Genomic DNA, 26442 nt, shown 5'->3' on the forward strand with positions numbered 1-26442 from the left:
AGGACGACGGTCAGCCGGCGCTCTCCCGTTCCGCGGCGGCGACCTGGTGCAGCGTCCGGCCGGTGCGGGCCGAGCGGGCGTGGTACGGGTCGGGTGTGCCGGGCCTGTCGCGTACGGCCTGCCGGTCGTTGGCCTTGATGAGCAGCCAGGCCTCGGGACCCTCGGTGTCGCCCTCGTTGCCGATGCGGAAACGGGTGAGCGTGAATTCGCCGTGCAGTTTGCTCCCGTCGAGCCAGAACGTGGCGTGCCCGCGGTCCAGGGACTCGCCGAACGGCACGGGCGCGCCCTCGGCGTCGTGGCTGAGCGGGCGGTAGGTGCCCTGGTCCCAGACGATGACGGTGCCGCTGCCCTGTTCGTCGGGTGGAATGACTCCTTCGAACTCGCGGTACTCCAGCGGGTGGTCCTCCGTCGGCACGGCCAGCCGCTTGTCGCGCGGATTGTCCGACGGGCCGCGGGGAACGGCCCACGACTTCAGTACGCCGTCCAGTTCGAGGCGGAAGTCGAAGTGCATCCGCCGGGCGTCATGGATCTGCACCACGAAACGTCGTGCGCCGTCGCTGTTCACGCCTGGATCCTTCCGCCCGGGATGCCGTCGGACGAAGCGTGCGGCTCCGCGCGGCCGAGGCAGCGCAGGCACCCGCACAGTCCGTACCTCCACTGTGCCGCTGCCGGCCGCGCGGCGCACGACGGCGCCCGCACGGCGGGCCGCGGTATCTGCCCGGTCAGTCCGTGTGCCGCTCCAGCACCGCGTCGGCGGCGGACTGCGACGGGTGCCACGACGTGGTGACCGGTTCCCAGACCCGGATCCCGTCAGGGGCTCCCAGGGAGGCGGCGTCGAACGTCCGTCCCCGGTGGGAGGGGTCCCCGGCGACCGTCAGCCGGTCCACCACCCGCAGCTCCGTCGACGTGGGGTCCAGCGTGCGCACCGCCGCGTACGCCGAGCGGCCTGCCGCCAGGCGGTACGGTGCGCTCTCGCTCGCGGGCACCGGCTGGGCCGCGCCGTCCAGGTCGCCGAAGACCACGGTGGGGATGCGGTCGACGACACAGGCCGTGCCGCCGCGGTTGGTGATGCTGATCCGCACCGCGTCGGGCTGGTCCGAAGCGGTGGCGGCGACGGCCAGACGGCTGTCACGGCAGGTGGGCGGCGCCGGAGCCGCGACGGCGGAGGATGTGGCCAGGGCCCCGGCCGGGGCCAGCAGGGCAAGGGCGAGAGTGGCGGGAACGGCCAGTACGGGTTGAATACGCATGAGTTGTCCGTTCCCCATCGCGACGACTTCTACCCGCCCGGTCTGGACCAAGACCTTGACGGCTCTTCGCGACCTGTCTTAAATCAAGAGTTGAAATATATGCCCGGGATGAGCGCCCCAACCGTTCATCTCTCGGCGTTCGTCTGTCATGCACATGCCCCCCACCATCCACCACCTCGAAGTGACGTGATGACTGTGCACCCCTCGGAACACACCATGAGGCGTCCGGCGAAACGGCGTCGCACGATGATGTACGCCCTCTCGCTGCTCTGCTGTTCGGCGGCCCTGACCGCCCTTCCCGCAGGCGCCTCGGCCGCACCCGCCCCCCACACGGCTGCGTCCTCCACGGAATCGAATGCGGCGGCTGCGGCCGCCGTGGCGTTCGCCGACGAGTTCGACGGAGCCGCGGGTTCGGCCGTCGACGGCGGCAAGTGGCAGATCGAGACCGGCGACAACGTCAACAACCACGAACGGCAGTACTACACGGCGGGCAACAACAACGCCGCCCTCGACGGCCAGGGCAACCTGGTCATCACCGCGCGCAAGGAGAACCCCGGCAACTACCAGTGCTGGTACGGAACCTGCGAGTACACCTCGTCCCGTCTCAACACCTCAGGCAAGTTCACCCAGACGTACGGTCACGTCGAGGCCAGGATGAAGGTCCCGCGCGGACAGGGGATGTGGCCGGCCTTCTGGATGCTCGGCGCCGACATCGGCAGCGTCGGCTGGCCGAACAGCGGTGAGATCGACGTCATGGAGAACGTCGGCTTCGAGCCCGGCACCGTCCACGGAACCCTGCACGGCCCCGGCTACTCCGGATCCGGCGGAATCGGTGCCGGATACAGCCTCCCGGGCGGGGCCGCCTTCGCGGACGCCTTCCACACCTTCGCCGTCGACTGGGCCCCGGACTCCGTCACCTGGTCCGTCGACGGCACCGTCTACCAGAGGCGCACGCCCGCCGACCTCAACGGCAACCCCTGGGTGTTCAACAAGCCGTTCTTCCTCATACTCAACCTCGCCGTCGGCGGCTACTGGCCCGGCGATCCGGACGGCAGCACCACGTTCCCGCAGCAGCTCGTCGTCGACTACGTACGCGTGACCACCAACAACTGACCGAACCCGGCCCGCAGCACTCCCGGTGCCCGTCCGTCGCACAACCTGCGGGCGGGCGCCGGCCTTTCCCCTTCTCCGAAGGCTTCCCCGCACCTTCCCCGCACCTTCCTCAACCTTCCCCGAAACGGACGGTGACCGTATGACCGGTGTGCGCACACTTCGCAGGAGACTCGGGCGGCTGATCCTGCCCGCCCTCTCCCTGGTGGCGATGGCCTCGTTCCTCACCCCCGCCGCACCCGCCGGCGCGGCGGCCGCGGCCGTCGGACAGATCACAGGGCCGGCAGGGAAGTGCGTCGACGTGGCGGGAGCCTCGGCCGTCAACGGGACGGCGGTCCAGCTCTACGACTGCAACGGGACCGCCGCCCAGCAGTGGAACGTCGGCTCCGACGGGACGATCCGTGCGCTGGGCAAATGCCTGGACGTCAAGGACGGCGGCACCGCCAACGGGTCCGTCACCCAGCTGTGGGACTGCACGGGCGGCGCCAACCAGCGCTGGTCCGTATCGGCCGCACGCGACATCGTCTCCGTCCCGGCGGACAAGTGCCTGGACGCCGCCGGCAACAGCTCGGCCAACGGAACCCGTCTGCAGATCTGGACCTGCACCGGCGCGGCGAACCAGAAGTGGACCGCACCGGCCGGCGGTGGCGACCCGGCACCGGGCAAGGCACCCATGGCGGTGGCTCCCTACCTCTACAACGGCTGGGGCAGCCCGCCGAACCCGACGACCGTCATGAACGCCACCGGCGTCACCTGGTTCACGCTCGCCTTCGTCCTCAGCAACGGCTACTGCAACCCCCAGTGGGACGGCGGACGCCCGCTCACCGGAGGCGTCGACCAGCAGACCGTCAACACCGTCCGGGCCGCGGGCGGAGACATCATCCCGTCGTTCGGAGGCTGGAGCGGCAACAAGCTGGAGAGCTCCTGCTCCAGTGCGGGCGAGCTGGCCGCCGCCTACCAGAAGGTCATCAACGCCTACGGCCTCAAGGCCATCGACATCGACATCGAAGCGGCTGCGTACGACAGCCCGACCGTGCAGCAGCGCACCGTCGACGCCCTCAGGACGATCCGGGCCAACAACCCCGGCATCAAGATCTACATCACCTTCGGAACCGGCCAGAACGGCCCCGACACCGGACTCATCAACCGGGCGGCCTCCTCCGGCCTCACCGTCGACAGCTGGACGATCATGCCGTTCAACTTCGGCGGGGCGGGCCAGAACATGGGCACCCTCACGGTCCGGGCCGCCGAAGGCCTCAAGACCGCCGTCAAGAACGCCTACGGCTACACCGACGACCAGGCCTACCGGGCCACCGGCATCTCCTCGATGAACGGCATCACCGACAACAGCGAGACCGTCACCGTCGCCGACTTCCGCACCATCCTCGGCTACGCCCAGCAGCACCACCTGGCACGGCTCACCTTCTGGTCGCTCAACCGCGACCGGCCCTGCACCGGAGGCGGCGCAGACACCTGCTCCGGCATCGGTCAGCAACCCTGGGAATTCACCGGGGTCTTCGCCCAGTACAGGGGCTGAGTGCCCCCAGGGGCCGGCGGTCGGTCACGCCGCCGGCCCCACGGGCGGACGTAGCATGCTCCCCATGGAGCAGCGGACACTGGACAGGACCGGACGTGACGTATCGGTCGTAGGACTGGGCACATGGCAGCTGGGCGGGGACTGGGGTGAGGTGCGGGAGGCCGACGCCTTCGATGTCCTGGACGCGGCCGTCGAGTCGGGAGTCACCTTCTTCGACACCGCCGACGTCTACGGGGACGGTCGCAGCGAACAGCTCATCGGGCGTTACCTGAAGGGCCGTCCGGACGCGGACGTCTTCGTCGCCACCAAGATGGGCCGGCGCGCCGACCAGGTCCCCGAGAACTACGTACTGGACAACTTCCGCAGCTGGAACGACCGTTCGCGCGCCAACCTCGGCGTCGACACGCTCGACCTCGTACAACTGCACTGCCCGCCGACGAGTGTCTACTCCTCGGACGCGGTCTACGACGCCCTGGACACGCTCGTCGCCGAGAAGCGGATCAGCGCCTACGCGGTCAGCGTCGAAACGTGCGCGGAGGCACTCACGGCGATCGCCAGGCCGGGTGTCGCGAGCGTGCAGATCATCCTCAACCCGTTCCGCCTCAAGCCGCTGGACGAGGTCCTCCCGGCGGCTGCCGCGGCGGGGGTCGGCATCATCGCGCGGGTCCCGCTCGCCTCCGGACTCCTGTCCGGCAAGTACACCAAGGACACGGTCTTCGCCCCCGAGGACCACCGCACGTTCAACCGCCACGGCGAGGCCTTCGACCAGGGCGAGACGTTCTCCGGCGTCGACTACGCGACCGGTGTGGCCGCTGCCGCCGAGTTCGCCGAACTCGCTCCCGAAGGTGCCACCTCGGCCCAGACCGCGCTGCGCTGGATCATCCAGCAGCCCGGTGTCACGAGCGTCATCCCCGGTGCGCGTTCGGTGGCTCAGTCCCGGGCCAACGCCGCCGCGGCCTCTCTTGCCCCGCTGCCGCTGAGCACGCTGGAGGCGGTGCGGGAGCTGTACGACCGCCGGATCCGTGCGGAGATCCACGCGCGCTGGTGACGCGGACACGAGCTACGGCCGGGCATCGCGGCGGGGCTCAGTCGTCCGAATCCTCGCCGTCCTCGCCGCCCTGCTGACCGTCCTGCCGGGGCCCGTCCCCGGCAGGGCCGGCCGGTTCGACAGGTGCGGGCGACTGCAGCGTCGGCGTCGGACCGGGATCCGGGACGTCCGCCGCACCGGAGTCCGGCGAGAACAGGACCGTTCCCAGATACACCGCCGCCACGAAGGCGACGGCTCCGGCGACGGCACTCGCCACACGGGGCCGCCGGCGGATGGCCTCACCCGCACTGAGGCGGCGCGTGGCGGCTGATCTGGCAGCCCGGGGCGCAGGAGTCGCCCGTCTGCGCCCGGTGGGCTGCGGCAACCGGTACGTCGACATGCCCCCGGTGTCCGGAGTGGCGGCACCCGGCCCCGGAGCGGCAGGGGTGGCAGGCCGCGGGGCGACGGGCCGCGGGGCGGCAGCGTGCTGCTGCGGCAGCGGCTCGGGGCGCCCGCGCCAGGCGCCGCTGCGGAACCATTCGGAGGCCTGCTGCGCGCTCGGCCGGTCCTCGGGCTTCTTCGCCAGCAGCCCCAGCAGATACGAATCGAAGGCGGGGGAGACGCCGACCCCCCGCTGTCTCACCGGCACCGGAGGCGTGTCCACGTGCTGGTAGAGCGTCGCGGTCGCGGTGTCCGAACGGAACGGCGGCTGACCGACCAGGAGTTGGTAGATGACACACCCGAGGGAGTACATGTCCGACGCCGAGTCGGCCGTGCGGCCCAGCGCCCGTTCCGGAGCCAGATACAGGCTCGTGCCCACGATGTGGCCGGCGGTGGTCAGCGCCGTCGAGGGGTCGTCGACGAACTGGGCGATGCCGAAGTCGCCGATCTTCACCGTACCGTCGGCGTCCAGCATCAGGTTGCCGGGTTTGATGTCGCGGTGCACGATGCCCTGCCGGTGCGCGGCCGCCAGACCCGCGGCCGCCTGGCCCGCGATGTCGGCCACCTGCTCGGGGTGGACCGACTCCTGAGCCTCCAGCAGATCCCCGAGACTCCTGCCCTCGACCAGCTCCATCACCAGATAGAAGCGGTCCTCCCACGAGCCGAAGTCGAAGACGGCCACCAGATGAGGATGGCTCAGACGCGCCGCGGTCTGCGCCTCCAGGCGGAACCGGGCGGTCGACGAGGCGTCGGCATGGTCCCCGAGCAGCAGCTTCACCGCCACGGCCCGGCCCAGCACTTCGTCCGTGGCGCGCCACACCTCACCCATACCGCCACGACCGATGGGGGATATCAACCGGTACCGACCAGCTACCAGCACCTGTGCACACCTATCTCGAACTGTGGCCCGCTCCGACTGCCGCAGCGGCGACCTCATCGGGCTCAACGGCTCGGTACGGTACGTGGGGTGTGCGGCCTGATCAGGATATCCGTCCGCCGGGCCTCCGGTTGCCGGGGCCGCCACCTCCCCGCCGAATCCGGCCTGATCCGGCCTGATCCGGACTACGGGACCTGGCGGAGACGGTCGAGCACGGCCCCTGCGGTGAACTCGTCCTGCCCGCCGGGGAAGAGCAGTTCCGCAGTCGCGAACGCGGCCTCACCGGCGATCTCTTCGGCAAAGGGAACCGCGATGCAGCGCATTCCCGCCGCGTGCGCCGCCTCGACGCCCGGCACGGCATCCTCCAGCACCACGCAGTCCGCCGGTTCGGCGCCGAGCCTGCGGGCGGCCTCCAGGAACACATCCGGCTCAGGCTTTCCGCGCGCCACCTCCTCGGCCGACACGTACAGCCGGATGTACGCGTCCAGCCCGGTGACGGCGAGGGTGGCTCCGATCGCCGCCCGGGACGAACCCGAGGCCACCGCCATCACGACCCCGTCCTCGTGCAGCCGCTCCACCAGGAGCCGCATCTGCGGGAAGACATTGGTCGAAGCACCGGCGAGCTCCAGATACAGAGCGTTCTTCCCCGCCAGCAGCTCCTCGACCGGCGCCTCGATCCCGTACTCCGCGCGCAGGACGGCCAGGGTCTCCCGGGTGCCGATCCCGATGAAGCGGGTGTGCTTCTCCCAGTCGTAGTCCTGTACGCCGTACCGGGACAGGAGGCGGCGCCCCGCCTCGTAGTAGTTCGGCTCGCTGTCCACGAGCGTGCCGTCGAGATCGAAGATGACCCAAGGGGCCCGGGTGCGGCTGGAACTCATGGCTTCCAGCATGCCAGCCGGTGATCAGCCCGGACTGCCCGCCGCCCGACCCACCGCCTCGACCAGAGGCAGGACCCGGTGCGCCACCCTCTCGCGCAAGGCCACTTCGGTCCGCGTCCTGACCACGCCGGGGAGCTGGATCAGCTGCTGGATCACATCCTCGAGATGACCGTTGTCACGGGCCACGACGCGGGTCAGGAGGTCCCCGCCGCCGGTCGTCGAGAACACCTCGATGATCTCCGGGACCGCTGCCAGCGCGTCCCCCACCTCGTCCAGGTGCCCCTGGGTGACCTCCAGGTGGACGAAGGCGAGCACCGGGTGGCCGAGGGCCGCGGGGGAGATCGACGGTCCCGTGCCGGTGATCACGCCGTCCCGCTCCAGGCGGTCCAGCCGGGCCTGGAGGGTGCCGCGCGCCACTCCCAGGATGCGCGCGTACTCGCGGACGCTGGTGCGCGGCTGCTCGATGAGCAGCCGGAGGATTCGGGTGTCGAGGGCGTCCACCGCCATGATCGGCCGTTCTCCTCCTGGCTCGGTGATCCTTCGCCCGACTGTAACCGTGGCGCGGCCCGCGATCGGTGCGCCCTGGGGCCGACTGGGTCCGTTGGCCTACTCGTGGCACGCGATGTGGGCCGTTGGATGTACCAATGGCCCAGTGTATTCGTCGCGATTTGAGCCATGAGGCGCCGGGATGCTCTCATGTATCTGTCGATGGCGCTGCGGATCCCCGTGGCGCCTTTTTCATGCCGGTGCACGGGGCCGGGTTCACAGGGGAGAGCCTTCGTTGCTGAAGAGGATGTTCGTTGCCGCGGATCCGGGACGGCTGCGCCTGCGCAGCGGGGTCCGGGCCGTCCTCGGCATCGGGCTCGCGGTCGTGGTGTGCGGGCTGGCCGGTCACTCGCTCGTCGGGGCGATCACCGGTGGTCTTGCCGCACTGCTGGCCCTGTTCACGGTGACCGACCCCACCGTGCGCGGGCAGGCCCTCACGACGGCTCTGCTGCCCGCCGCAGGGCTCCCCGTGCTGGCCCTGGCGGCCCTGCTGCACGACCAGCCGGTGGCGCGCGACGCGGCCTTCCTCGCGGTGATGGGCGCCGGCGTGTACGCCCGGCGGTGGGGGCCCCGTGGGCACGCGCTCGGTGTGTTCGCCTTCATGTCCTTCTTCGTCACCCAGTTCCTGCACACACTCCCCGGGCAGTTGCCCGAGCTGTACTCCGCGGTCGGCCTCTCCCTGCTGGCCTCTTCCGCCGTCCGCTTCGGCTTCTGGTGCTACGAGCGGCGACTGCCCGCACCCTCGGTACTGCCCCCCGTGGCCGGCCGGGGGCTGGCCCGCGCGACCACACGCCAGGCGATCCAGGCGACCGCGGGCGGCGCCTTCGCGCTCCTGGTGGGCCAGCTCCTCTCCGAGCAGCGCTGGTACTGGGCCGTGGGCGCCACCTGGTGGGTCTTCGTGAACACCGCGTCCCGTGGCGAGACGCTGGTGCGGGGATTCCGCCGGGTCCTGGGCACACTGATCGGCATCCCCGTCGGTCTGATCGTCGTCGTTCCGCTGCACGGTGCCGCAGTGCCCACCGCCGTCGTCGTGGCGGCAGGTGTCTTCGGCATCTTCTACTCGGCGGCGGTCTCGTACACCTGGATGATGTTCTCGGTGACCGTCATGGCAGGTGCGCTCTACGGGGCCCTCGGCGTGCTGGACCCCTCGCTGCTCGCGCTGCGGCTCGTGGAGACGGGTGTGGGGGCGCTCGGTGCGATGGCGGCCGTACTCCTCCTGCTGCCGGTCACCACGCACGCCACGACCGATGCCTGGATCCAGCGGGCCCTGCGCTGTGTGCACGCCTGCACCGCGGAGGCCGCCGCGCGGCTCGCGGGCTCGGCGACGGCGGACCCGGCTCCCCGGGTTGCCGAACTGGAAGTGCTCCTCGGGCGCGTACGGCTCTCGCTCGGCCCGCTCGTCCATCCCCTGAGCCCGCTGCGCGCCCGTAAGGCGCGGGCCGGGCAGGTGCTCGCACTGCTCGACGTGTGCGCACGCGAGGTGCGCGGTCTCGCGTCCGTCGCGGCGGACCCCGAGGCGTCGCACGACGCCCGTCTCGCCGCCGCCTGCTGGCGTGTCGAAGCATCCGTGGAAGCGCTGACGGCGCCCGGGCGCAGGCACCACGAGGCGGTCCCCGTAGCCGGCGTCCTGCCGGCCGCCGGTGTCGCCGAACCCGCGCTCGCCCATCTGCACAGTCTGGAGCGGGCGCTCGCCGACCTGGCCGCGCCGCTCCACAGCTCCCCCCGGGCCCCGCTGATCCGTGCCTGAGAGGCTGCCGTCCCGCTGAGTGGGCCGTTCGGCCGGCGCCCGGTACGTACGCGAGCGCTACGGGTCCGCGAGGGCTTTCCGGATTGGTCTGGACCACGAAGCGCTGCCTGCTACCGTCGCACGGGAAGATCGCGGCAGACGGCAAAGGCGGGGTAGCGCGATGGGCAGCAGTAGCGCCGGGCGGGCATTCATAGGGTCGTTCACCTCGGCCGGCGGACGCGGAATCACCGCGGTCGCCGTCGACCGGGACACCGGGGCGCTGACCGTGCTCGCGGCCACGGACGCGGTTCCCGACCCCTCCTTCCTCACGGTCGGCCCCGCCTCCGAAGCGGGTCTCCGACTTCTGTACGCGGTCAGCGAGACCTCCGACGGGGCTGCCGCCGCATGGGAGATCGGCGACGACGGCCTGCGGCCCGTCGGTCCGGTGCGGTCCGTCGACGGGAGCAGCCCCACACACCTGGCGCTCGCCGCCGGTCATCTGGTCACCGCCAACTACGGCTCCGGAAGCGTCTCCGCGCTGCCGGTACGGGCCGACGGCTCCCTCGGCCCGGCGGCCTCCGTGCTGCGGCACGAGGGCAGCGGGCCCGACACCGGCCGCCAGGCGGGCCCGCACGCACACCAGGTGCTCGCCGACCCCTCGGGGAACTGGGTGGTGAGCGTGGACCTGGGTACGGACTCCGTGCGCGTCTGCGCCCTCGACCCGCGCACCGGGTCGCTGCGGCTGCACGGCGAGACCGTGCTGCGCCCCGGCACCGGACCGCGGCACCTGGCCTTTCACCCGTCAGGGGGACACGCCTACGTGCTGAACGAGCTGGAGCCGACCGTCACCGTATGCCGCTGGGACGCGGCCACGGGCCGGCTCGAGCCGGTCGGTGAGACGCCTGTGCTGCCCCACGACGCCGAAGGTGTCACGGCCGGGGACGGGCGTACGTACCCGTCCGAGATCGTCGTCTCGCACGACGGGCGGTTCCTGTGGACCGCGAACCGCGGCCACGACAGCATTTCCGTCCTCACGCTCGACGAGACGGCCGAGAAGCCGGTCCTGGCCGCGGCCGTGGGCTGCGGCGGGCAATGGCCCCGCGACCTCACCCTCGATCCCACCGGGCAGTGGCTGTACGTGGCGAACGAGCACTCCGGGAACGTCAGCTGGTTCGCCGTCGACGCGGAAACGGGCGTCCCGGCCCACGCGGGCTCCATCGAGGCTCCCGCCGCCTCCTGCGTCGTCTTCGCCTGAGGCGGTCGCGGCGGCCCGGGAGCGTCCCCCGTGAGTCCCGGGGGCACGCCCGGATAACGGCAGGCGGCACGGACCGGGGCCATCCGGTCCGTGCCGCCGATCAGTGCGCCTGGGCGCCCTGCGGCGTCGCAGGAGTGATGCCGAGCGTCGTCGCGTACAGCGAGAGCACGAGCTTGCCGATGGCCGGGTACGCGCCGAGCGGCTCGGCGGTCGCGCAGCCGGCCTCCTTCGCGGCGGCCTCCAGCAGGCCGGCGTCGACCTCCGGACCCACCAGGTACGGCGCGAGCGCGAGCTGGGCGGAACCGGAGTTCTGGAGCTGCGCGGCGATCGAGGCGACCGAACCCTCCACATCCAGCGCGGCGGCCATCACCGGAACCGCGAGGCGCGCGGCCAGCAGCATGCCGGTGATCCCGGCGGCCTGCACGGCCTCGTCGCCGCCCACCGTGGCCAGCACGATGCCGTCCGCCGCGGTCGCCACGGTGAACAGCCTGGCACGGTCGGCGCGCGCCAGGCCGGCCTCCGAGAGGCGCACGTGGAGTGCCTCGGCGAGGAGCGGGTGCGGGCCCAGCACATCGGTCAGCTCGGTCTGGGTGCCGCTCTCCATGACCGCCTGCCGTATCCGCCGGATCAGGGCGCTGTCCGGCCCCGCGAGCAGCGGCACCACGACGGCGGACGGACCCTGCGGCTCGGAGACCTCACGACCCGCGGCGATGGCCTGCTCGTAGCGCGCGGTGCGCTCGGCGGCGGTGTGCGCGAGTACGGAGACGAGCGTGGGGTACTCGGCGTCGTCACCGTCGAGATAACCGATCTGTGCGTTCAGACCGGGAAGCTCGGAACGGGCGATGCTGATCACTTCTTCGGCGAGGCTGCGCGTGGCCGAGGAAGGGGTACCGGGAACGGCGAGAACGAGCGCGGCAGCGCCCTCAGGTGCGACCACGGGCTCCGGGCGGCGGTGCCGTCCGGACTGGCGAGGTCGCGGCATTCGTACAGGCAGGCCGGAAGCGGGCCCAGTGGGGGTGCTCATGGCGCCGCATGCTACTGGTTTTGGGTGCCCCTCTGTTCGGGGAGGGGGCGGTCGGGCGTTATCTGTCCGGTTATGTCTGTTGAGTGGCATACCGGTCAACTGCCCTGCTCTGTCCGGGCGGTCAGATGCTCGGAATGCTCACGTTACCTCCGGTACGAACAGCAGTGCCGGGTGGGCGGGCAGCCGCAGCTCCGACAGGGCGAGAGCCCGCGCGACGGCCAGCGAACCGTGCAGCGGATCACCCGCCGCCGGCACCACGCGGGCCTGCGGAACCTGTCGCGCGAGCTCCTCGTGCAACGGCCCGGTGAGCGGATCGCCCATCCGGAACAGGCCGCCGGTCAGGGCGACTTCGCAACCGCCGTCCCCGGCGCCCGCGGCCGCGGGGCAGACCGCCGCTGCCGCTTCGGCGATGTGGACGGCAGCCTCCCGCAGGATGCCGGCCGCGACCTCGTCGTCGGCGGCGCAGGCCGCGACTTCGGGGGCGAAGGAAGCGAGCATTGCCGGACGGTCGCCTCGCGGATAGAGGAGCCCCGGGAGATCGGGAGCAGGACCGAAAATTTCCTGGAGCCGAGCGAGCAGTCCGGGGGAACCGCCCGCCCGCCCGTCATGGGCGCGCATCGCCGCGTCGAGTCCGGCGCGGCCGATCCAGGCGCCGCCGCCGCTGTCACCCAGCAGATGGCCCCAGCCGTCGGCCCTGCGCCATGCCGTGAGGTCGGTACCGAGCGCGATCATGCCCGTGCCGCCCGCGACGACCGCACCCGGTCGCTGCCCGAGCGCACCCGCGTACGCGGTCACCGCGTCGGCGGCCAGCGCCACCCGCCGCACGCCGAGCGCCTGCGCCAGCGCTGCCGGCAGCTCGGCGCGCAACTGCCCGCCGAGCGTCGCCATCCCGGCGGCCCCGATGGTCACGGCGGCGATCGCCGCGCCCCGCCCGGCCTCCTCCAGCAGTCCCCGGACCGCCGGCAGAAGCTGCTCCAGCATGTGCCCGGCATCGATGCCGGCCGTTCCCGTCCGCACCGGTTCGGCGCAGACCGTGGTGGACACGGGATGCTCCGTGCCGACGGTCCCGAGCGCCACACGCAGCCCGGACCCGCCGGAGTCCACACCGACGACGAACGGGTCCGGCGCCGCCGTCACGGCAGCTGCCAGTCGACCGGCTGCGCCCCCTGGCGCTGCAGCAGTTCATTGGTCCGGCTGAACGGGCGCGAACCGAAGAAGCCGCGGTCGGCCGACATGGGGGAGGGGTGCGAGGACTCGATCGCCGGGAAGTCGCCCAGCAGCGGCCGCAGATTGCGGGCGTCACGGCCCCACAGCACCGACACGAGCGGTGTGCCGCGGGCGACCAGCGCCCGGATGGCCTGCTCGGTGACCTCCTCCCACCCCTTGCCCCGGTGCGCCGCAGGCCGCCTGGGGGCCGTCGTCAGCGCCCTGTTGAGCAGGAGCACCCCCTGCTGCGCCCAGGGCGTCAGATCGCCGTTGGAGGGCCGTGGAAGGCCCAGATCCGAGTGCAGCTCCCGGAAGATGTTCTCCAGACTCCCGGGCACCGGACTCACCTCGGGTGCCACCGCGAAACTCAGGCCGATCGCATGCCCCGGTGTCGGGTACGGATCCTGGCCGACGATCAGGACGCGCACCTCGTCGAAGGGCTGCTGAAACGCCCTCAGCACATTCGGTCCCGCGGGCAGGTAGGTGCGCCCCGCGGCGATCTCCGCGCGGAGGAAGTCGCCCATAGCGGCGATGCGTTCGGCCACGGGCTCGAGGGCCTGCGCCCACCCCGGCTCAACGATTTCTTTCAACGGTCGTGCTGCCACGGGCCGCACTCTACTGGTGGTCCACCGGTGCTACGACCACACCGGTCGGCTGCGGGTCAGCCGAGCACCACCGCCCGCACGCACAGCACGTCGGGCAGATGCGAGGCGAGCTGCTGCCAGCTGTCCCCGTCGTCCTCGCTCGCGTACACCTCGCCGTTGCGGTTGCCGAAGTAGACGCCCGCCGGATCGGCGTCGTCCGTGCAGAGCGCATCGCGCAGCACCGTGCCGTAGTGGGCGCCGTCGGGGAGGCCCTGCGTCAGCGGCTCCCAGGTCGCTCCGGCGTCACGCGTACGGAACACCCGGCAGCGGTGATCGGCGGGGACACGGTCGGCATCGGCGTTGATCGGGAAGACGTAGACCGTGTCCGCGCGGTGCGGATGCGCGGCGGCGGCGAAGCCGAAGTCCGAAGGCAGGCCCGCACCGATGTCCGTCCAGTTGTCCCCGGAGTCGTCGCTGCGGAAGACCCCCCAGTGGTTCTGCAGGTAGAGCCGGTCGGGATCGGCCGCGTCACGGGTGACCTTGTGCACGCACTGGCCGAACTCGGGGTCGGGGTCCGGCAGGAAGACCGCGGAGACCCCCTTGTTGGACGGAGCCCACCGCTCGCCGCCGTCCTTCGTCCGGAACACGCCCGCGGTGGAGACGGCGACGGTCACCGCACGGGCGTCCCTCGGGTCGGTCAGGATGGTGTGGAGTCCCTCGCCGCCTCCGCCGGGCACCCACTTCGACCTCGTCGGGTGCTCCCACAACGGGCGGACCAGCTCGAAGGATTCGCCGCCGTCGTCGGACCGGAACAGCGCCGCGGGCTCCGTCCCCGCGTACACCACGCCGGGTGCCTCGGGCCCGGCGGGATGCAGCTGCCAGACCCGCTCCAGCGACGCCTCGGTGAACTGGGGGAACTTCACTGCCGGCTGCTTCGGCTCGACCCATGTGGCGCCCAGGTCGTCGGAGTGGAAGACGGAGGGGCCCCAGTGCGCGCTGTCGCCGCCGACCAGCAGGCGCGGTGCCGGCCCGCGGGTGTCGATCGCGATCGAGTAGACGGCCTGCGCGTTGAAGTGCGGATCACCGAACTCCCACTCGCCGCCGCGCCTGCGGCCGATGAAGAGTCCTTTGCGGGTGCCTACGGTGAGCAGTACATCGGTCATGACAAGACCTCCCGAAACGCCGTTGTGCCGGATACGGGACAGTCTGCACCGGGCCACTGACAGTGGCCCGCACATACGGCCGCCGCCCGCCCGGCGCTGTTGCGGCAGGCGCCCTTGACCCTCGTCCGTACGCCGGGTTGGCTGGTGCGGAAAGCGCTTGCTGCCCGGGCGTGCGACGCACTCGGGGACGGACGGAACGGACCGGGGGACGGCCGGATCGGCGGCCCCGGCAGGCGACGACACCCGACCGAGGAGCACCTGTGACGACCTTCGAAGGACTGCCGGGCGCTGTCGCCGTGTCCCACCTCAGGGTCTACGACTGGCCCACGGAGGACGGCCTGCGCGGTGGCACCCCGCATCTGCACCTGACGTGTTCCGAGGGGTACGTGGTCGTCGGCGGCAGCGGCTCCGTACAGACCCTCACGGCGTCGGGCTTCCAGGAGACCCCGCTCGCCCCCGGGGCCCTCGTGTGGTTCACCCCGGGCACCATCCACCGGCTGGTCAACGAGGACGGGCTGCGCATCGTCGTCCTCATGCAGAACAGCGGGCTGCCGGAAGCGGGTGATGCCGTGCTCACGTTTCCGCCCCGGATCCTCGCCGATGCCGGGCTCTACCGTGCGGCCGCCACCCTTCCCGGCGGCACCGAGGACGCGCAGGCCTTCGCCGCGCGCACCCGCCGCGACCTCGCCGTCCAGGGATTCCTCGCACTGCGCGACGCCACCGAGGCCGGCGACCCCGGGCCGCTGGCAGCGTTCCACCGGGCCGCCGCGGAGCTCGTACGCCCCCGGGCCGAGGACTGGCGCGCCCGCTGGCAGCAGGGCGCGGCGGCCGCGTCCAGGGCGACCGGCCGGCACCTCGACGCACTGGCACGCGGCGAGGACGCGCACCTGCGCGATGCCCGGGTGCACGCCGAACAGCCCTCAGCGCTCGGGAGGTTCGGTATGTGCGGCCGCCTCGACGTCTACCCGGGCTGACCGGCTCCGGCGGCGGTGAGCCCGCGCGAGCGGGTCAGCAGCCGGGTGGTGCTGCCGTCGTCCTCCGCGATGTCCCGGACATGCTGGAAGCCGATACGGCTCAGCAGCGCCAGGGACGCGGTGTTCTCCGCGGCGACCGTGGCGTGCACGTGTGGCAGGCCGAGGGGGCCGAGGCCGTATCCGACGAGAGCCGTGGCCAGCTCCGTGCCGAGGCCGCGGCCCCAGGCTTCGGGAGCCAGTGCGTAGACGATCTCGTGGCCGCCCGACTCCGGGGTGGGCTTGATCTCGGCGTGACCCACCCTCCTGCCGTCCTCGTGGACCGCCCACACGTCGAACAGCCCGCGCGCGTACACGTCGGAGAAGATCCTCCCGAACAGGGCCCGGTCCTCGGCCTCGGCGGCAGGCCCGTCGCCCATCCACCGGGACACCCGCACGTCCTGGAACAGCGCCACGAACCCGTCCTCGTCGGCAGGCGTGTACGGAACCAGCAGCAGGCGCCCGGTGCGCAGGGTGGGAGTCACGAGGCGCGACGGTACGCACGCGGTCCCCGCCCCGCCAACAGGGTTTCGCCCGTTCGTCAGCGGGCCGGCGGGGCCGTGCTGCTGCGGACCACCAGGCTCGTCGCCAGGTCGACCCGGGTGGTGGCGGGCTGCCTGCCCCGGCCGAGGTCGAGCACCAGCCGGGCTGCGGTCTCGGCCATCTCTATCAGGGGCTGGCGCACGGTGGTGAGAGGCGGCCCGATCCACCGGGTGAGCGGCAGGTCGTCGAATCCGACCACGCTGAGATCCTCCGGAATCCGCAGCCCCAGCTCACGCGCGGCCTCGTACACGCCCAGTGCCTGCAGGTCGTTGCCGGCGAAGATGGCGGTGGGAGGGTTCGGCAGGCGCAGCAGCTCCAGGGCCGCCGTGTAGCCGTCCTCGTGGTGGAACTCGCCCTCACGGACGAGCTCGGGGTCCATCGGAATGCCCGAGGTCTCCAGCGCGGCACGGTAGCCGTCGATGCGGGCGCGGCTGCACATCATGCGGGTCGGCCCGCCGATGACGCCGATCCGGCGGTGTCCCAGACCCGTCAGATGGCGTGTGGCGGCGAGGCCGCCCTGCCAGTTGGCCGCACCGACCGAAGGGATGTCGTCGCCGGGATCGCCCGCCGGGTCGACCACGACGAACGGGATGCTGCGGCTGTTGAGCTGGGCCCGCTGAGCGGCGTCCAGGTCCGAGAGCACCAGGATGACGCCGGCCGGGCGGCGTGCCAGGACACCGTCCACCCAGGTCTGGCCCGGGGTCAGCCGGCCGGCGCTCTCCGAGAGCACCAGGCTCAGGCCCTCCTCGCGGGCGACGTTCTCGACTCCCCGGACGACTTCCATCGCCCAGGCGCTGTCCAGTTCGTGGAAGACCAGGTCGATGAGCTGGGACTGTTGCGAGGCGCCGCGCCTGCGGCGGTAGCCGTGGCGCAGCAGCAGCTCCTCCACCCTGCTGCGGGTGCTGGGGGCAACATCGGCTCGCCCGTTCAGCACTTTCGAAACTGTCGGAGCCGAAACTCCGGCCGCTCGGGCGATTTCTGCCAGCGTGGCGGTGCTCTCCGACGACTCGTCGACGGACACCTTCTCCGGTTGGGGCTGGACCTTTGCAGGGCTCATGCACGAATCGTAGCTCCCCGAAGCCCCGAACAGGTGGCCGGGCGGTGTTGGTAAATCCTTGACCCCGCCCTCTTGACGGGCCCGAAACACGACCGTACGGTTCCGGCAACATTCGAAAGGCAAGCCGAAACATTCGACAGAGGGTGCGGTCATGCGGTCGGGTATTTTCACTCAGGGCACACGTACGACGAGATGGGTCGCAGTCGGCGCGGCGATGGCGATGGCCGGGCTCCTGGCCGGCTGCGGTTCGGGAGACAGCGGCAGTGACGGCGGCGGCACCATCACCGCCTACGTCTACGGCGATGACGCGGTCAAGGTACAGCAGGCCGCGGTCGACACGTTCAACAAGACCTCCAAGGTCAAGGTCAAGCTGGTGTCGGTCCCCGGGACCGACTACGTGAACAAGCTCCGCAGCGCCATGGGCTCGCCCAGCGCCCCGGACGTCTTCTTCAACTGGGGCGGCGGTTCCATCAAGCCGTACGTCGACTCCAAGAACCTCGTCGACCTCACCTCGACCATCAAGAACGACGCCACGCTCAAGGACGGCTTCCTTCCGTCGATCATGACCGCGGGCAGCCTCGACGGGAAGATATACGGGGTGCCGATGCGCGGCATGCAGCCCGTGATGGTCTTCTACAACAAGAGCCTCTTCGCCGAGCACAAGCTCGAGGTCCCCAAGACGTGGGAGGACCTCCAGAAGGCCATCGCCACCTTCAAGGCCGCGGGCATCACCCCCTTCGCCCTGGGCGGCTCCGACAAGTGGCCCGAGCTGATGTGGATGGAGTACCTGCTGGACCGGATCGGCGGACCCGAGGTCTTCCAGAAGATCCAGAACGGCGACACCGACGGCTGGGGCGACCCCGCGGTGCTCAAGACGGCGCAGACCGTCAAGGAGCTGATCGACGACGGCGCGTTCGGCAAGAACTTCAACTCGGTCGACTACGGCAACGGCGGAGCCCCGACCCTGCTCAACAAGGGCAAGGCCGCCATGCACCTCATGGGCTCGTGGGAGTACTCGACCCAGCTGGGCAAGGCACCCGAATTCGCCAAGAAGGACCTCGGCTGGGCCGCGTTCCCGACCGTGGCGGGCGGTGTGGGTGACCCGGCGAACGTGGTGGGCAACCCGACCAACTACTGGTCCGTCAACGCCCGTACCAAGCACAAGGACGCCGCCATCGCGTTCCTGAAGACGATGGCGTCGAAGACCTACGCCCAGGCCCTCGTCGACAACGGTGACATCCCCACCACCTCCAACGCGGCCTCGATGCTCAGCACCTCGCCCAACCCCCAGTTCGCCAACGACCAGTACCAGCTGGTCCAGAAGGCCCCGAGCTTCACCCTCTCGTGGGACCAGGCCCTGGAGGCCCAGTACGCCACCCCGCTGCTCACCGAGATCAGCAAGCTGTTCGCCGGCAAGACCACGCCGGAGCAGTTCGTCGAAGCAATGAAGGCCGCAAAGTAACGATGTCCCACCACACTCCGCACGCGAAGAGGCGCGGAGACAGGAAGGCGGCCGTCGGCAACGTCGGCCGCCCCCCGGTCGCCTGGGCCCTGCCCGGCATCCTCTTCTTCGCCGTCTTCGCGATCATCCCCCTGGCGATCGCCGTCTACCTCTCCTTCTGCGAATGGGACGGGCTCAACTCCCCGACCCTGACGGGACTGGACAACTGGACCCGGTTGTTCAAGGACTCCGAGTTCGGCCAGGCAGCCTGGCTGAGCCTCCTGCTCACCACGATCAGCTGGGCCTTCCAGACCCCTGTGGCCCTGCTGCTGGGCGTCTGGGCCGCGGGACGCCAGCGCAGCCGGGCCGTGCTGTCCGCGGTCTTCTTCATCCCGCTGCTGCTCTCCACCACCGCGATCGCCATGCTCTTCCACGCCCTGCTGGACCCCAACTTCGGTGTGATCAAGGAGATCGGTCCCTGGATCGGCATCGATCCCAACATCATGGGATCGTCCACGGGCGCACTGCTCATGGTGGCGTTCGTCGGCGGCTGGCAGTTCATGCCCTTCCACACCCTGATCTACCAGGGCGGTGCCCGGCAGATCCCGGAGGTCCTCTACCAGGCGGCCGCCATCGACGGCGCCGGCATGGTGCGGCAGTTCTTCCACATCACCCTGCCGCAGCTGCGCCACACGATGACGACCTCGTCGGTCCTGATGATCGTCGGCTCGCTGACCTACTTCGACACCGTGCTCATCATGACCAAGGGCGGTCCCGGCACGGACACGACGATCCTGCCGTACCTGATGTACCGGACCGGCTTCCAGACCTACGACCTGGGCTACGCCGCAGCCATCGCCACCGCACTGGTCGTCGTGGCCACCAGTCTCTCGCTGATCCTGGTCCGCTTCAGCGGCTTCGGATCCATGCGGTCCACCCGGGAAGGTATGTGACGCGATGTCGATCGACACCCGCCCCGTTGCCCCGCAGCGGATCTCGCCGTCCCTGAAGCGCCATCAGGCGTCCGCCCGCCGCCGGAAGCTGCTGGGCAACCCGCTGGCCGGCCTGGGCTCGCTGGTCTGGCTCGTCATCGTCCTGGTGCCGCTCTACACGCTGGTCTCCGCGTCGCTCATGCGCCAGGACGAGGCGCTGAACGGCGACCCGCTGGCGTTCCCGACCGATCCGACGTTCGACAACTACAACACCGTGCTGCACAGCGGTTTCCTCACGCTGCTCGGCAACACCGCGATCGTCGCGGTGTCCACGGTCGCCATCGTGCTGGTGCTGTCCATCCCGGTGGCGTACGTGGCGGTGCGCACCCGCAGCCGCCTCTCCTCGCTGGCCTTCCGGACGTTCCTGCTCGGTGTGGCGATTCCGGCCCAGGCGGTGATCGTGCCCCTCTACCTGCTGATCGGGAAGATGGGTCTCTACGACACCCTCTACGCGATCATCCTGCCGACTGCCGCGTTCTCCATGCCGGTTGCCGTCCTGGTGCTCAGCGGCACCATGCGGGATGTCTCGGAGGAGATGTACGAGGCGATGTCCCTCGACGGCGCGTCGCCCGTGCGGATGCTGTGGCAGCTGGCGATCCCGCTCTCCAAGGCCGGCATCAGCACGGTGGCGATCTTCTCCGCACTGCAGGCGTGGAACGGCTTCCTGTTCCCCCTGATCCTGACGCAGTCGGAGGAGAACCGGGTGCTGACGCTGGGGCTGTTCAACTTCATGACCCAGTTCGGCGTGAACATCCCGGCCGTGCTGGCGGCGATCGTGCTCTCCGTCGTGCCCATCTTCGCCGTGTACCTCGTGGCCCGGCGTGCGCTGGTCAACGGACTGATGGGGGTGGGCGGCAAGTAGCGACACCTCTGCCGCCCCGCACCACCGCACTCTTGAGAGGAACCCCTGCCGCCATGGCAATCCACGCCCACCCCCAAGCCGAAAAGGCCGACCCGGTACCCGAGGCCGACGGCCCCTGGCGCGACCCCTCGCTCACCCCAGAGGTGCGGGTGGCCGATCTCATCACCCGGATGACCCTCGAGGAGAAGGCCGCACAGCTCTACGGAATCTGGGTGGGCGCCGACGCCGAGGGAGACGGGGTCGCACCCCACCAGAACGACATGGTCGACCCGGTCGACTTCGAGGGGCTCACCACCCGCGGACTCGGCCAGCTCACCCGGCCGTTCGGCACCGCCCCGGTGGACCCGGGTGTCGGCGCCGTCGCCCTGGCCCGCGCGCAGTCCCGGATCACCGAGGCCGGCAGGTTCGGCATCCCGGCGCTCGCCCACGAGGAGTGCCTCGCCGGCTTCACCGCATGGGGCGCCACCGCCTATCCCGTGCCGCTGGCCTGGGGCGCGGCCTGGGACCCGGAGCTCGTCGAGGAGATGGCCCGGCTGATCGGCGCCGACATGCGGTCGGTCGGTGTCCACCAGGGGCTCGCTCCCGTCCTGGACGTCGTGCGGGACCTTCGCTGGGGCCGCGTGGAGGAGACCATCGGCGAGGACCCGTATCTGGTCGCGACGATCGGTTCGGCCTACGTCCGGGGCCTCGAGTCCGCCGGGATCGTCGCCACGCTGAAGCACTTCGCGGGCTACTCCGCGTCCGCCGGGGCGCGGAACCTCGCGCCGGTCCGCGCGGGCGGCCGGGAGATGGCCGATGTGATCCTTCCGCCCTTCGAGATGGCGCTCCGCGAGGGCGGTGCCCGCTCGGTGATGCACTCGTACGCCGAGATCGACGGTGTGCCCGCCGCCGCGGACCCGGCACTGCTCACCGGACTGCTCAGGGACACCTGGGGGTTCGCCGGGACCGTCGTCGCCGACTACTTCGGCATCGGGTTCCTGGAGACCCTGCACAAGGTCGCCGCCGGTCGCGCCGATGCCGCCCGGCTCGCGCTCACCGCCGGCGTCGATGTGGAGCTGCCCACCGTACGCAGTTACGGCGACGAGCTCATCGCCGCGGTGCGCGAGGGCGCGGTGGCCGAGGAACTGGTGGACCGGGCTCTGCGCCGCGTCCTGCTGCAGAAGTGCGAACTCGGGCTGCTCGACCCGCAACGGCCGGTCCTGCCCGCCGCGCTCGACGGGGTGGACCCGGACCGGGCGCGCGGCACCGTGGACCTCGACCCGCCGCGGAACCGGGCCCTGGCCAGGCTCCTGGCCGAGCGGTCCTGCGTCCTGCTCGCCAACCCCGGCGACGTGCTGCCGCTCGGCGGCACCGGACGGATCGCGGTCGTGGGGCCGCGCGCCGACGACCCGCTGGCCATGCTCGGCTGCTACTCCTTCCCCAGCCATGTGGGCGTCCTGCACCCCGAGATGCCGATGGGCATATCCGTTCCGACGGTGCTCGAGTCGTTGCGCGAGGAGTTCCCGGGTGCCGGGATCGACTTCGCGGAGGGCTGCGACGTCGACGGGGCGGACGCCTCCGGAATCGCGCAGGCCGTGGAACTGGCCGCCGGCGCAGATGTCTGCGTGGCCGTGCTCGGCGACCGGGCCGGCCTGTTCGGCCGTGGCACCTCGGGCGAGGGCTGCGACGCGGCCGACCTGTCCCTGCCAGGCATCCAGGCCGAGCTGCTGGACGCCCTGCTGGACACGGGAACCCCGGTGGTCCTCGTGCTGCTGACGGGCCGCACGTACGCGCTCGGCGGCCGGGCCGACCGGCTGGCCGGATGTGTACAGGCCTTCTTCCCGGGTGAGGAGGGCGGATCGGCGCTGGCGGGCGTGCTGTCGGGGCGGGTCAACCCTTCCGGGCGGCTGCCCATCGGGGTCCCCAACGGTCCCGGCGGCCAGCCGTGGACCTACCTGCAGCCGCCGCTCGGCCGGGTCAACGGGGTGAGCAACCTGGACCCGACCCCGCTCCACCCGTTCGGCCACGGACTCTCGTACACCTCCTTCGACTGGGAGGCCGGCGCTCCCGTCCCGGCCGAGCTGCCCACCGACGGCGCCACCGACCTCGAGCTCACCGTCCGCAACAGCGGCGAACGCGACGGCGCCGAAGTCGTCCAGCTCTACGTCCACGACCCGGTCGCCCAGACCACCCGCCCCGAGTCGCGGCTGATCGGCTACGCCAGGGTGCCGCTCGCCGCGGGGGAGACCCGGCGGGTCCGCTTCCGCTTCCATGCGGACCTGGTGTCCTTCACCGGGACGGGCGGGCGCCGGATCGTCGAGCCCGGCGACATCGAGCTGCGCTTCGCCGCCTCCAGCGACCACGCCGACATCCGGCACACGGTACGGCTGCGCCTCACGGGGCCCGAACGCACCGTCGATCACCGGCGCCGGCTCGTCTGCACCACGTCGCACGAGCCGGTGGTCCCGGAGAACTGACGCAGGGGGCAGCGATTCCCTGCCCGCCCGCTCCGCACGCCCAGGGTGTGCGGAGGTGATGTCGAAACTTTCGAAGGCGCCCCGGAGCCCTCGGCGTGAGTCGAGGGCTCCGGACGGGGCGCCCCTGCGGAAAGGCATCTGTCATGCTCAAGGCAACCTGCTCGGTGGCGGTCGGCGCCGCCGCTGCCGCGGTTCTCGGCCGGAAGACCGGACCGCGCATCGGCACGGCCGTCGACACGGACGCCCTGGCCGACGACGCCCCCCACCGGGCCCACCCCGTCGACTTCGCCAGGAAGAACGGACAGCTCGTCCGGGGCCACACCCTCGTCCGGCACAGTCGGCTTCCTGCCTGGACCGACAACGGTGGCTTCACCGCCGAGGAGCTGCGGGAGATCCTGCACCGCCACATCGCGGCGGACGTCCTCGACGAGAACAACACGGCCGAGCCCGCCTACGGCACGCAGCGTCAGACCCTGACGCTCGCCGCGGGCCGGCACTGAACGCGCACCAGCTCCATGGGTACGGAAGAGGCGACTCAATGACCGAAGACCTCCGGATCACCGGAGTGAGAATCACCCCTGTTGCCTTTCGGGACCCGGCTCTGCTGAACGCGGTCGGTGTGCACGAACCCTTCGCGCTGCGTGCGATCGTCGAGGTCGACACGGGCGACGGCCTGGTCGGTCTCGGCGAGACCTACGCGGACGAGGGGCATCTGCACCGGCTGCGGGCAGCCGCGGAGGCCGTCACCGGCATGGACGTGTACGCGCTCGGTGCCATGCACCGCAGGGTGGCCGACGTGCTGGCCGGCGACAGCGGAACCGGCGGATCCGGACTCACCGGAATGATCACCACGAGCAGCGCCGTGGACCGGGTGTTCTCCCCGTTCGAGGTGGCCTGCCTGGATATCCAGGGCAAGGCGGCGGGCCGCCCGGTGAGCGACCTTCTCGGCGGTGCCGTACGGGACTCCGTTCCGTTCAGCGCCTATCTCTTCTACAAGTGGGCGGCGCATCCCGGGGCCGAGCCTGACAGCTGGGGCGAGGCCCTGGACCCGGACGCGATCGTCGCCCAGGCCCGACGCATGATCGCCGAGTACGGCTTCTCGGCGGTCAAGCTGAAGGGCGGGGTGCGGCCGCCCGAGGAGGAGGTCCAGGCGATCCTGGCCCTGCGCGAGGCATTTCCCGCGCTGCCGCTGCGGCTCGACCCCAACGCGGCCTGGAGCGTCACCACTTCGATCGAAGTGGCGCGCCGTCTCGAGGGCGTCCTGGAGTACCTGGAGGATCCGACACCCGACCTCGACGGTATGGCGCGGGTGGCGCGGGAGACATCGATCCCCCTCGCCACCAACATGTGCGTCGTCGCCTTCGAGCACCTGGCGCCCGCCGTCGAGCAGGGATCGGTCCAGGTGGTGCTCTCCGACCACCACTACTGGGGCGGTCTCAACAGATCCCGCCTGCTGTCCGGGATCTGCGACACCTTCGGACTGGGTCTGTCGATGCACTCCAACTCGCATCTCGGGATCAGCCTGGCGGCGATGACGCACCTGGCAGCCGCCACACCGAACCTCACCTACGCCTGTGACACCCACTGGCCGTGGAAGACCGAGGACATCGTGGTCCCCGGCACGCTGGCCTTCGCCGACGGGGCCGTGAAGGTCCCCCGGGGGCCGGGACTCGGCATCGAACTCGACCGTGACGCGCTCGCCCGTCTGCACGAGCAGTACATCGCGTGCGGACTGCGCAACCGGGACGACACCGGCTACATGCAGCGGATCGACCCGTACTACGAGAAGAAGACGCCCCGTTGGTGATCCGCCGCGGCCGTCGGATCCCGGCCGGCCGCGGTGCGGTCCGACGCAGATCAAGGAGTTCTCATGGCCCCGCTCGACTGGGCCGCCCTGGGCGGCTATTTCCTGGTGATGCTGCTCATAGGCCTGTGGTCGCACCGCCGCGTAGGCAATGTGAGTGACTACTTCACCGGTGGCGGCCGGATGCCCTGGTGGCTCTCCGGTATCTCCCATCACATGTCCGGGTACAGCGCGGCCGTGTTCGTCGCCTACGCCGCCATCGCGTACAGCTACGGGATCACCGTCTACGTCTGGGCCTTCCTGCCGCTCGCGCTCGGAACAGCCGTGGGCGCCTGGCTGTTCGCCCCGCGCTGGCAGCGGCTGAGGCAGCGTTACGCGGTCGCCTCGCCGCTGGAGTACCTGGCCAAGCGGTACAACGTGCCCACCCAGCAGGCGCTCGCCTGGAGCGGCGCCCTGCTCAAGGTGTTCGACGTGGCCGCCAAGTGGGCATCGGTGGCGGTGCTGCTCAACGTGTTCACCGGCATGTCGATGACGGTGGGCATCCTGATCACCGGCATCGTCACACTGCTCTACTGCACCGTGGGCGGACTCTGGGCCGACGCGCTCACCGACTTCGGGCAGTTCATCATCCAGGGCGTTGCCGCGCTCGCCATGGTCTGGGTCGTGCTGGACCGGCTGGGCGACGGTGCGGCGGGCCTGGGAACCATCTGGAACAGGCTGCCGGACGGGCACGGGCAGCCGCTCGTCGGTCCGTACACGGCGACCTTCCTCGGCGCCTACGTCGTCGTGAAGCTCTTCGAGTACAACGGCGGCATGTGGAACCTGGCCCAGCGGTACATGGCCACGGACTCCCCGAAGGCCGCACGCCGTTCCGCCGGGCTCTCGGCGCTTCTGTACGTGGTGTGGCCGGCCGTGCTGCTGTTCCCGCCCGTCGCCGCTGCCGTGCTGCTGCCCGGGATCGCCGATCCGGAGAAGGTCTACGCGCTGATGGCGGAGTCGTACCTGCCCGCCGGGCTCGTCGGTCTGACCCTGGCGGGAATGTTCTCGCACACGATGGCGATGGCCTCGTCGGACGCCAACGCGGTCTCCGCGGTCGTCACCCGCGACATCATCCCCGCGGTGGTCCGCCGCGCCAGGGACCTGTCCCCGGCGACCGGACTCCTCGTCGCCCGGGTCTGCACCGTCGTGTTCATCACCATCAGCATGATCGTCGCCATCGAGGCGGACCACTTCGGCGGTGTGCTGGGCATCATCGTCGGACTCGTCGCGGCCGTGATGGGCCCCATCTCCATCCCGATGCTGCTGGGGCTGCTGCCGGCCTTCCGGAAGTTCGGACCCCGCGCGGCCCTGTCCTCCTGGGCGTTGGGACTGCTGGGCTACGTCCTCGTGAAGTTCGTGCTCGAAAGCACGGACCAGACCCTGGTGATCGTCACCCCGCTGGTCACCTCGCTGGTGGTGTACGTCGCCGTCGGACTGATCAGCCCGGAGCCCGACGACACCGCCGACGCGATCGTGGCAGCGCTCTCACCCGCTTCCGACGGCGACGGCGAAGCGGTGACAGCCACCGCTGCCCAGCCTGCAGCGGCGTCCGGCGCCATCGACTGACGCGTTCCACCCCTCCACCCGAACACACGTCAAGGACTCACACCCGTCCAA

At 71.0% G+C, this 26442-nt stretch carries 24 protein-coding genes; 13 read left to right on the forward strand and 11 right to left on the reverse strand.

Annotated features, from left to right (window positions below; translation table 11 throughout):
- Positions 1-10: 10 nt before the first annotated feature.
- Both OG257_RS33715 and OG257_RS33720 read right to left on the reverse strand, forming a co-directional pair.
- Positions 11-565: a DNA polymerase ligase N-terminal domain-containing protein gene (locus OG257_RS33715; protein ID WP_329213637.1), complete on the reverse strand. Its 555-nt coding sequence runs from the start codon at positions 563-565 to the stop codon at positions 11-13.
- A gap of 157 nt (positions 566-722) precedes the next feature.
- Complete coding sequence (locus OG257_RS33720; protein WP_329213639.1) at positions 723-1247, reverse strand: DUF4232 domain-containing protein; 525 nt, start codon at positions 1245-1247, stop codon at positions 723-725.
- Between the two features lie 189 nt (positions 1248-1436).
- Here OG257_RS33720 and OG257_RS33725 point away from each other — a divergent pair, with 189 nt between their 5' ends.
- The 3 genes from OG257_RS33725 (at position 1437) to OG257_RS33735 (ending at position 4942) form a co-directional block, all read left to right on the forward strand.
- Complete coding sequence (locus OG257_RS33725) at positions 1437-2360, forward strand: glycoside hydrolase family 16 protein (protein WP_329213641.1); 924 nt, start codon at positions 1437-1439, stop codon at positions 2358-2360.
- A gap of 139 nt (positions 2361-2499) precedes the next feature.
- The gene (locus OG257_RS33730; RefSeq protein ID WP_443054520.1) at positions 2500-3894 is read left to right on the forward strand and encodes a ricin-type beta-trefoil lectin domain protein; all 1395 of its coding nucleotides are present in this window, start codon (positions 2500-2502) and stop codon (positions 3892-3894) included.
- A gap of 55 nt (positions 3895-3949) precedes the next feature.
- Positions 3950-4942 carry an aldo/keto reductase gene (locus OG257_RS33735; protein ID WP_329213643.1) on the forward strand — a complete coding sequence of 331 codons (993 nt, stop codon included), beginning with the start codon at positions 3950-3952 and terminating at the stop codon, positions 4940-4942.
- 37 nt (positions 4943-4979) lie between these two features.
- Here the strand turns inward: OG257_RS33735 and OG257_RS33740 are convergent, their stop codons facing one another.
- The 3 genes from OG257_RS33740 to OG257_RS33750 all read right to left on the reverse strand — a co-directional run bounded on the left by OG257_RS33740 (position 4980) and on the right by OG257_RS33750 (position 7624).
- Entirely contained in the window at positions 4980-6191 is a 1212-nt protein-coding gene (locus OG257_RS33740) for a serine/threonine-protein kinase (protein ID WP_329213645.1), read from the reverse strand.
- Positions 6192-6424: 233 nt separating this feature from the next.
- Entirely contained in the window at positions 6425-7117 is a 693-nt protein-coding gene (locus OG257_RS33745; protein ID WP_329213647.1) for an HAD family hydrolase, read from the reverse strand.
- A gap of 24 nt (positions 7118-7141) precedes the next feature.
- Positions 7142-7624: an Lrp/AsnC family transcriptional regulator gene (locus tag OG257_RS33750; RefSeq protein WP_329213649.1), complete on the reverse strand. Its 483-nt coding sequence runs from the start codon at positions 7622-7624 to the stop codon at positions 7142-7144.
- Between the two features lie 274 nt (positions 7625-7898).
- On the opposite strand from OG257_RS33750, the gene OG257_RS33755 reads away from it, so the two are divergent.
- The gene (locus OG257_RS33755) at positions 7899-9410 is read left to right on the forward strand and encodes an FUSC family protein (protein WP_329213651.1); all 1512 of its coding nucleotides are present in this window, start codon (positions 7899-7901) and stop codon (positions 9408-9410) included.
- 160 nt (positions 9411-9570) lie between these two features.
- Positions 9571-10644 carry a lactonase family protein gene (locus OG257_RS33760; protein ID WP_329213652.1) on the forward strand — a complete coding sequence of 358 codons (1074 nt, stop codon included), beginning with the start codon at positions 9571-9573 and terminating at the stop codon, positions 10642-10644.
- 100 nt (positions 10645-10744) lie between these two features.
- On the opposite strand, the gene OG257_RS33765 is transcribed toward OG257_RS33760, so the two are convergent.
- From OG257_RS33765 to OG257_RS33780, 4 genes are all read right to left on the reverse strand, one after another.
- A complete protein-coding gene (locus OG257_RS33765) occupies positions 10745-11668 on the reverse strand; it encodes a sirohydrochlorin chelatase (RefSeq protein WP_329213653.1) in 924 nt (307 codons plus the stop codon).
- 138 nt (positions 11669-11806) lie between these two features.
- Positions 11807-12805, reverse strand: a complete 999-nt coding sequence (locus OG257_RS33770; RefSeq protein ID WP_329213654.1) for an N-acetylglucosamine kinase — start codon at positions 12803-12805, stop codon at positions 11807-11809.
- Complete coding sequence (locus OG257_RS33775) at positions 12802-13479, reverse strand: uracil-DNA glycosylase (RefSeq protein WP_329213656.1); 678 nt, start codon at positions 13477-13479, stop codon at positions 12802-12804. Before OG257_RS33775 ends, OG257_RS33770 begins: the two co-directional genes overlap by 4 nt.
- Before the next feature lie 56 nt (positions 13480-13535).
- Positions 13536-14621 carry a WD40/YVTN/BNR-like repeat-containing protein gene (locus tag OG257_RS33780; RefSeq protein ID WP_329213658.1) on the reverse strand — a complete coding sequence of 362 codons (1086 nt, stop codon included), beginning with the start codon at positions 14619-14621 and terminating at the stop codon, positions 13536-13538.
- Positions 14622-14881: 260 nt separating this feature from the next.
- On the opposite strand from OG257_RS33780, the gene OG257_RS33785 reads away from it, so the two are divergent.
- The gene (locus OG257_RS33785) at positions 14882-15595 is read left to right on the forward strand and encodes a cupin domain-containing protein (RefSeq protein ID WP_329213660.1); all 714 of its coding nucleotides are present in this window, start codon (positions 14882-14884) and stop codon (positions 15593-15595) included.
- Here OG257_RS33785 and OG257_RS33790 read toward each other — a convergent pair.
- Both OG257_RS33790 and OG257_RS33795 read right to left on the reverse strand, forming a co-directional pair.
- A complete protein-coding gene (locus OG257_RS33790) occupies positions 15583-16116 on the reverse strand; it encodes a GNAT family N-acetyltransferase (protein WP_329213662.1) in 534 nt (177 codons plus the stop codon). The two genes, OG257_RS33785 and OG257_RS33790, sit on opposite strands and share 13 nt — an antisense overlap.
- Positions 16117-16172: 56 nt before the next feature.
- A complete protein-coding gene (locus OG257_RS33795; protein ID WP_329213664.1) occupies positions 16173-17231 on the reverse strand; it encodes a LacI family DNA-binding transcriptional regulator in 1059 nt (352 codons plus the stop codon).
- A 214-nt stretch (positions 17232-17445) separates the two neighbouring features.
- On the opposite strand from OG257_RS33795, the gene OG257_RS33800 reads away from it, so the two are divergent.
- The 7 genes from OG257_RS33800 (at position 17446) to OG257_RS33830 (ending at position 26391) form a co-directional block, all read left to right on the forward strand.
- On the forward strand, positions 17446-18693 hold the full coding sequence (locus OG257_RS33800; RefSeq protein ID WP_329215490.1) for an extracellular solute-binding protein: 1248 nt from the start codon (positions 17446-17448) through the stop codon (positions 18691-18693).
- Positions 18694-18695: 2 nt separating this feature from the next.
- Entirely contained in the window at positions 18696-19625 is a 930-nt protein-coding gene (locus tag OG257_RS33805; protein ID WP_329213666.1) for a carbohydrate ABC transporter permease, read from the forward strand.
- A gap of 4 nt (positions 19626-19629) precedes the next feature.
- Positions 19630-20526 carry a carbohydrate ABC transporter permease gene (locus OG257_RS33810; RefSeq protein ID WP_329213668.1) on the forward strand — a complete coding sequence of 299 codons (897 nt, stop codon included), beginning with the start codon at positions 19630-19632 and terminating at the stop codon, positions 20524-20526.
- 53 nt (positions 20527-20579) lie between these two features.
- On the forward strand, positions 20580-22982 hold the full coding sequence (locus tag OG257_RS33815) for a glycoside hydrolase family 3 N-terminal domain-containing protein (protein WP_329213670.1): 2403 nt from the start codon (positions 20580-20582) through the stop codon (positions 22980-22982).
- Between the two features lie 143 nt (positions 22983-23125).
- Entirely contained in the window at positions 23126-23482 is a 357-nt protein-coding gene (locus OG257_RS33820; protein ID WP_329213672.1) for an endo-1,4-beta-xylanase, read from the forward strand.
- A gap of 38 nt (positions 23483-23520) precedes the next feature.
- The gene (locus OG257_RS33825; protein WP_329213674.1) at positions 23521-24789 is read left to right on the forward strand and encodes a glucarate dehydratase family protein; all 1269 of its coding nucleotides are present in this window, start codon (positions 23521-23523) and stop codon (positions 24787-24789) included.
- A gap of 63 nt (positions 24790-24852) precedes the next feature.
- Positions 24853-26391, forward strand: a complete 1539-nt coding sequence (locus OG257_RS33830) for a sodium:solute symporter family protein (RefSeq protein WP_329213676.1) — start codon at positions 24853-24855, stop codon at positions 26389-26391.
- Positions 26392-26442: the final 51 nt, after the last annotated feature.

This window comes from Streptomyces sp. NBC_00683, from assembly GCF_036226745.1.
In the GTDB taxonomy this organism is placed as follows: Bacteria; Actinomycetota; Actinomycetes; order Streptomycetales; family Streptomycetaceae; genus Streptomyces.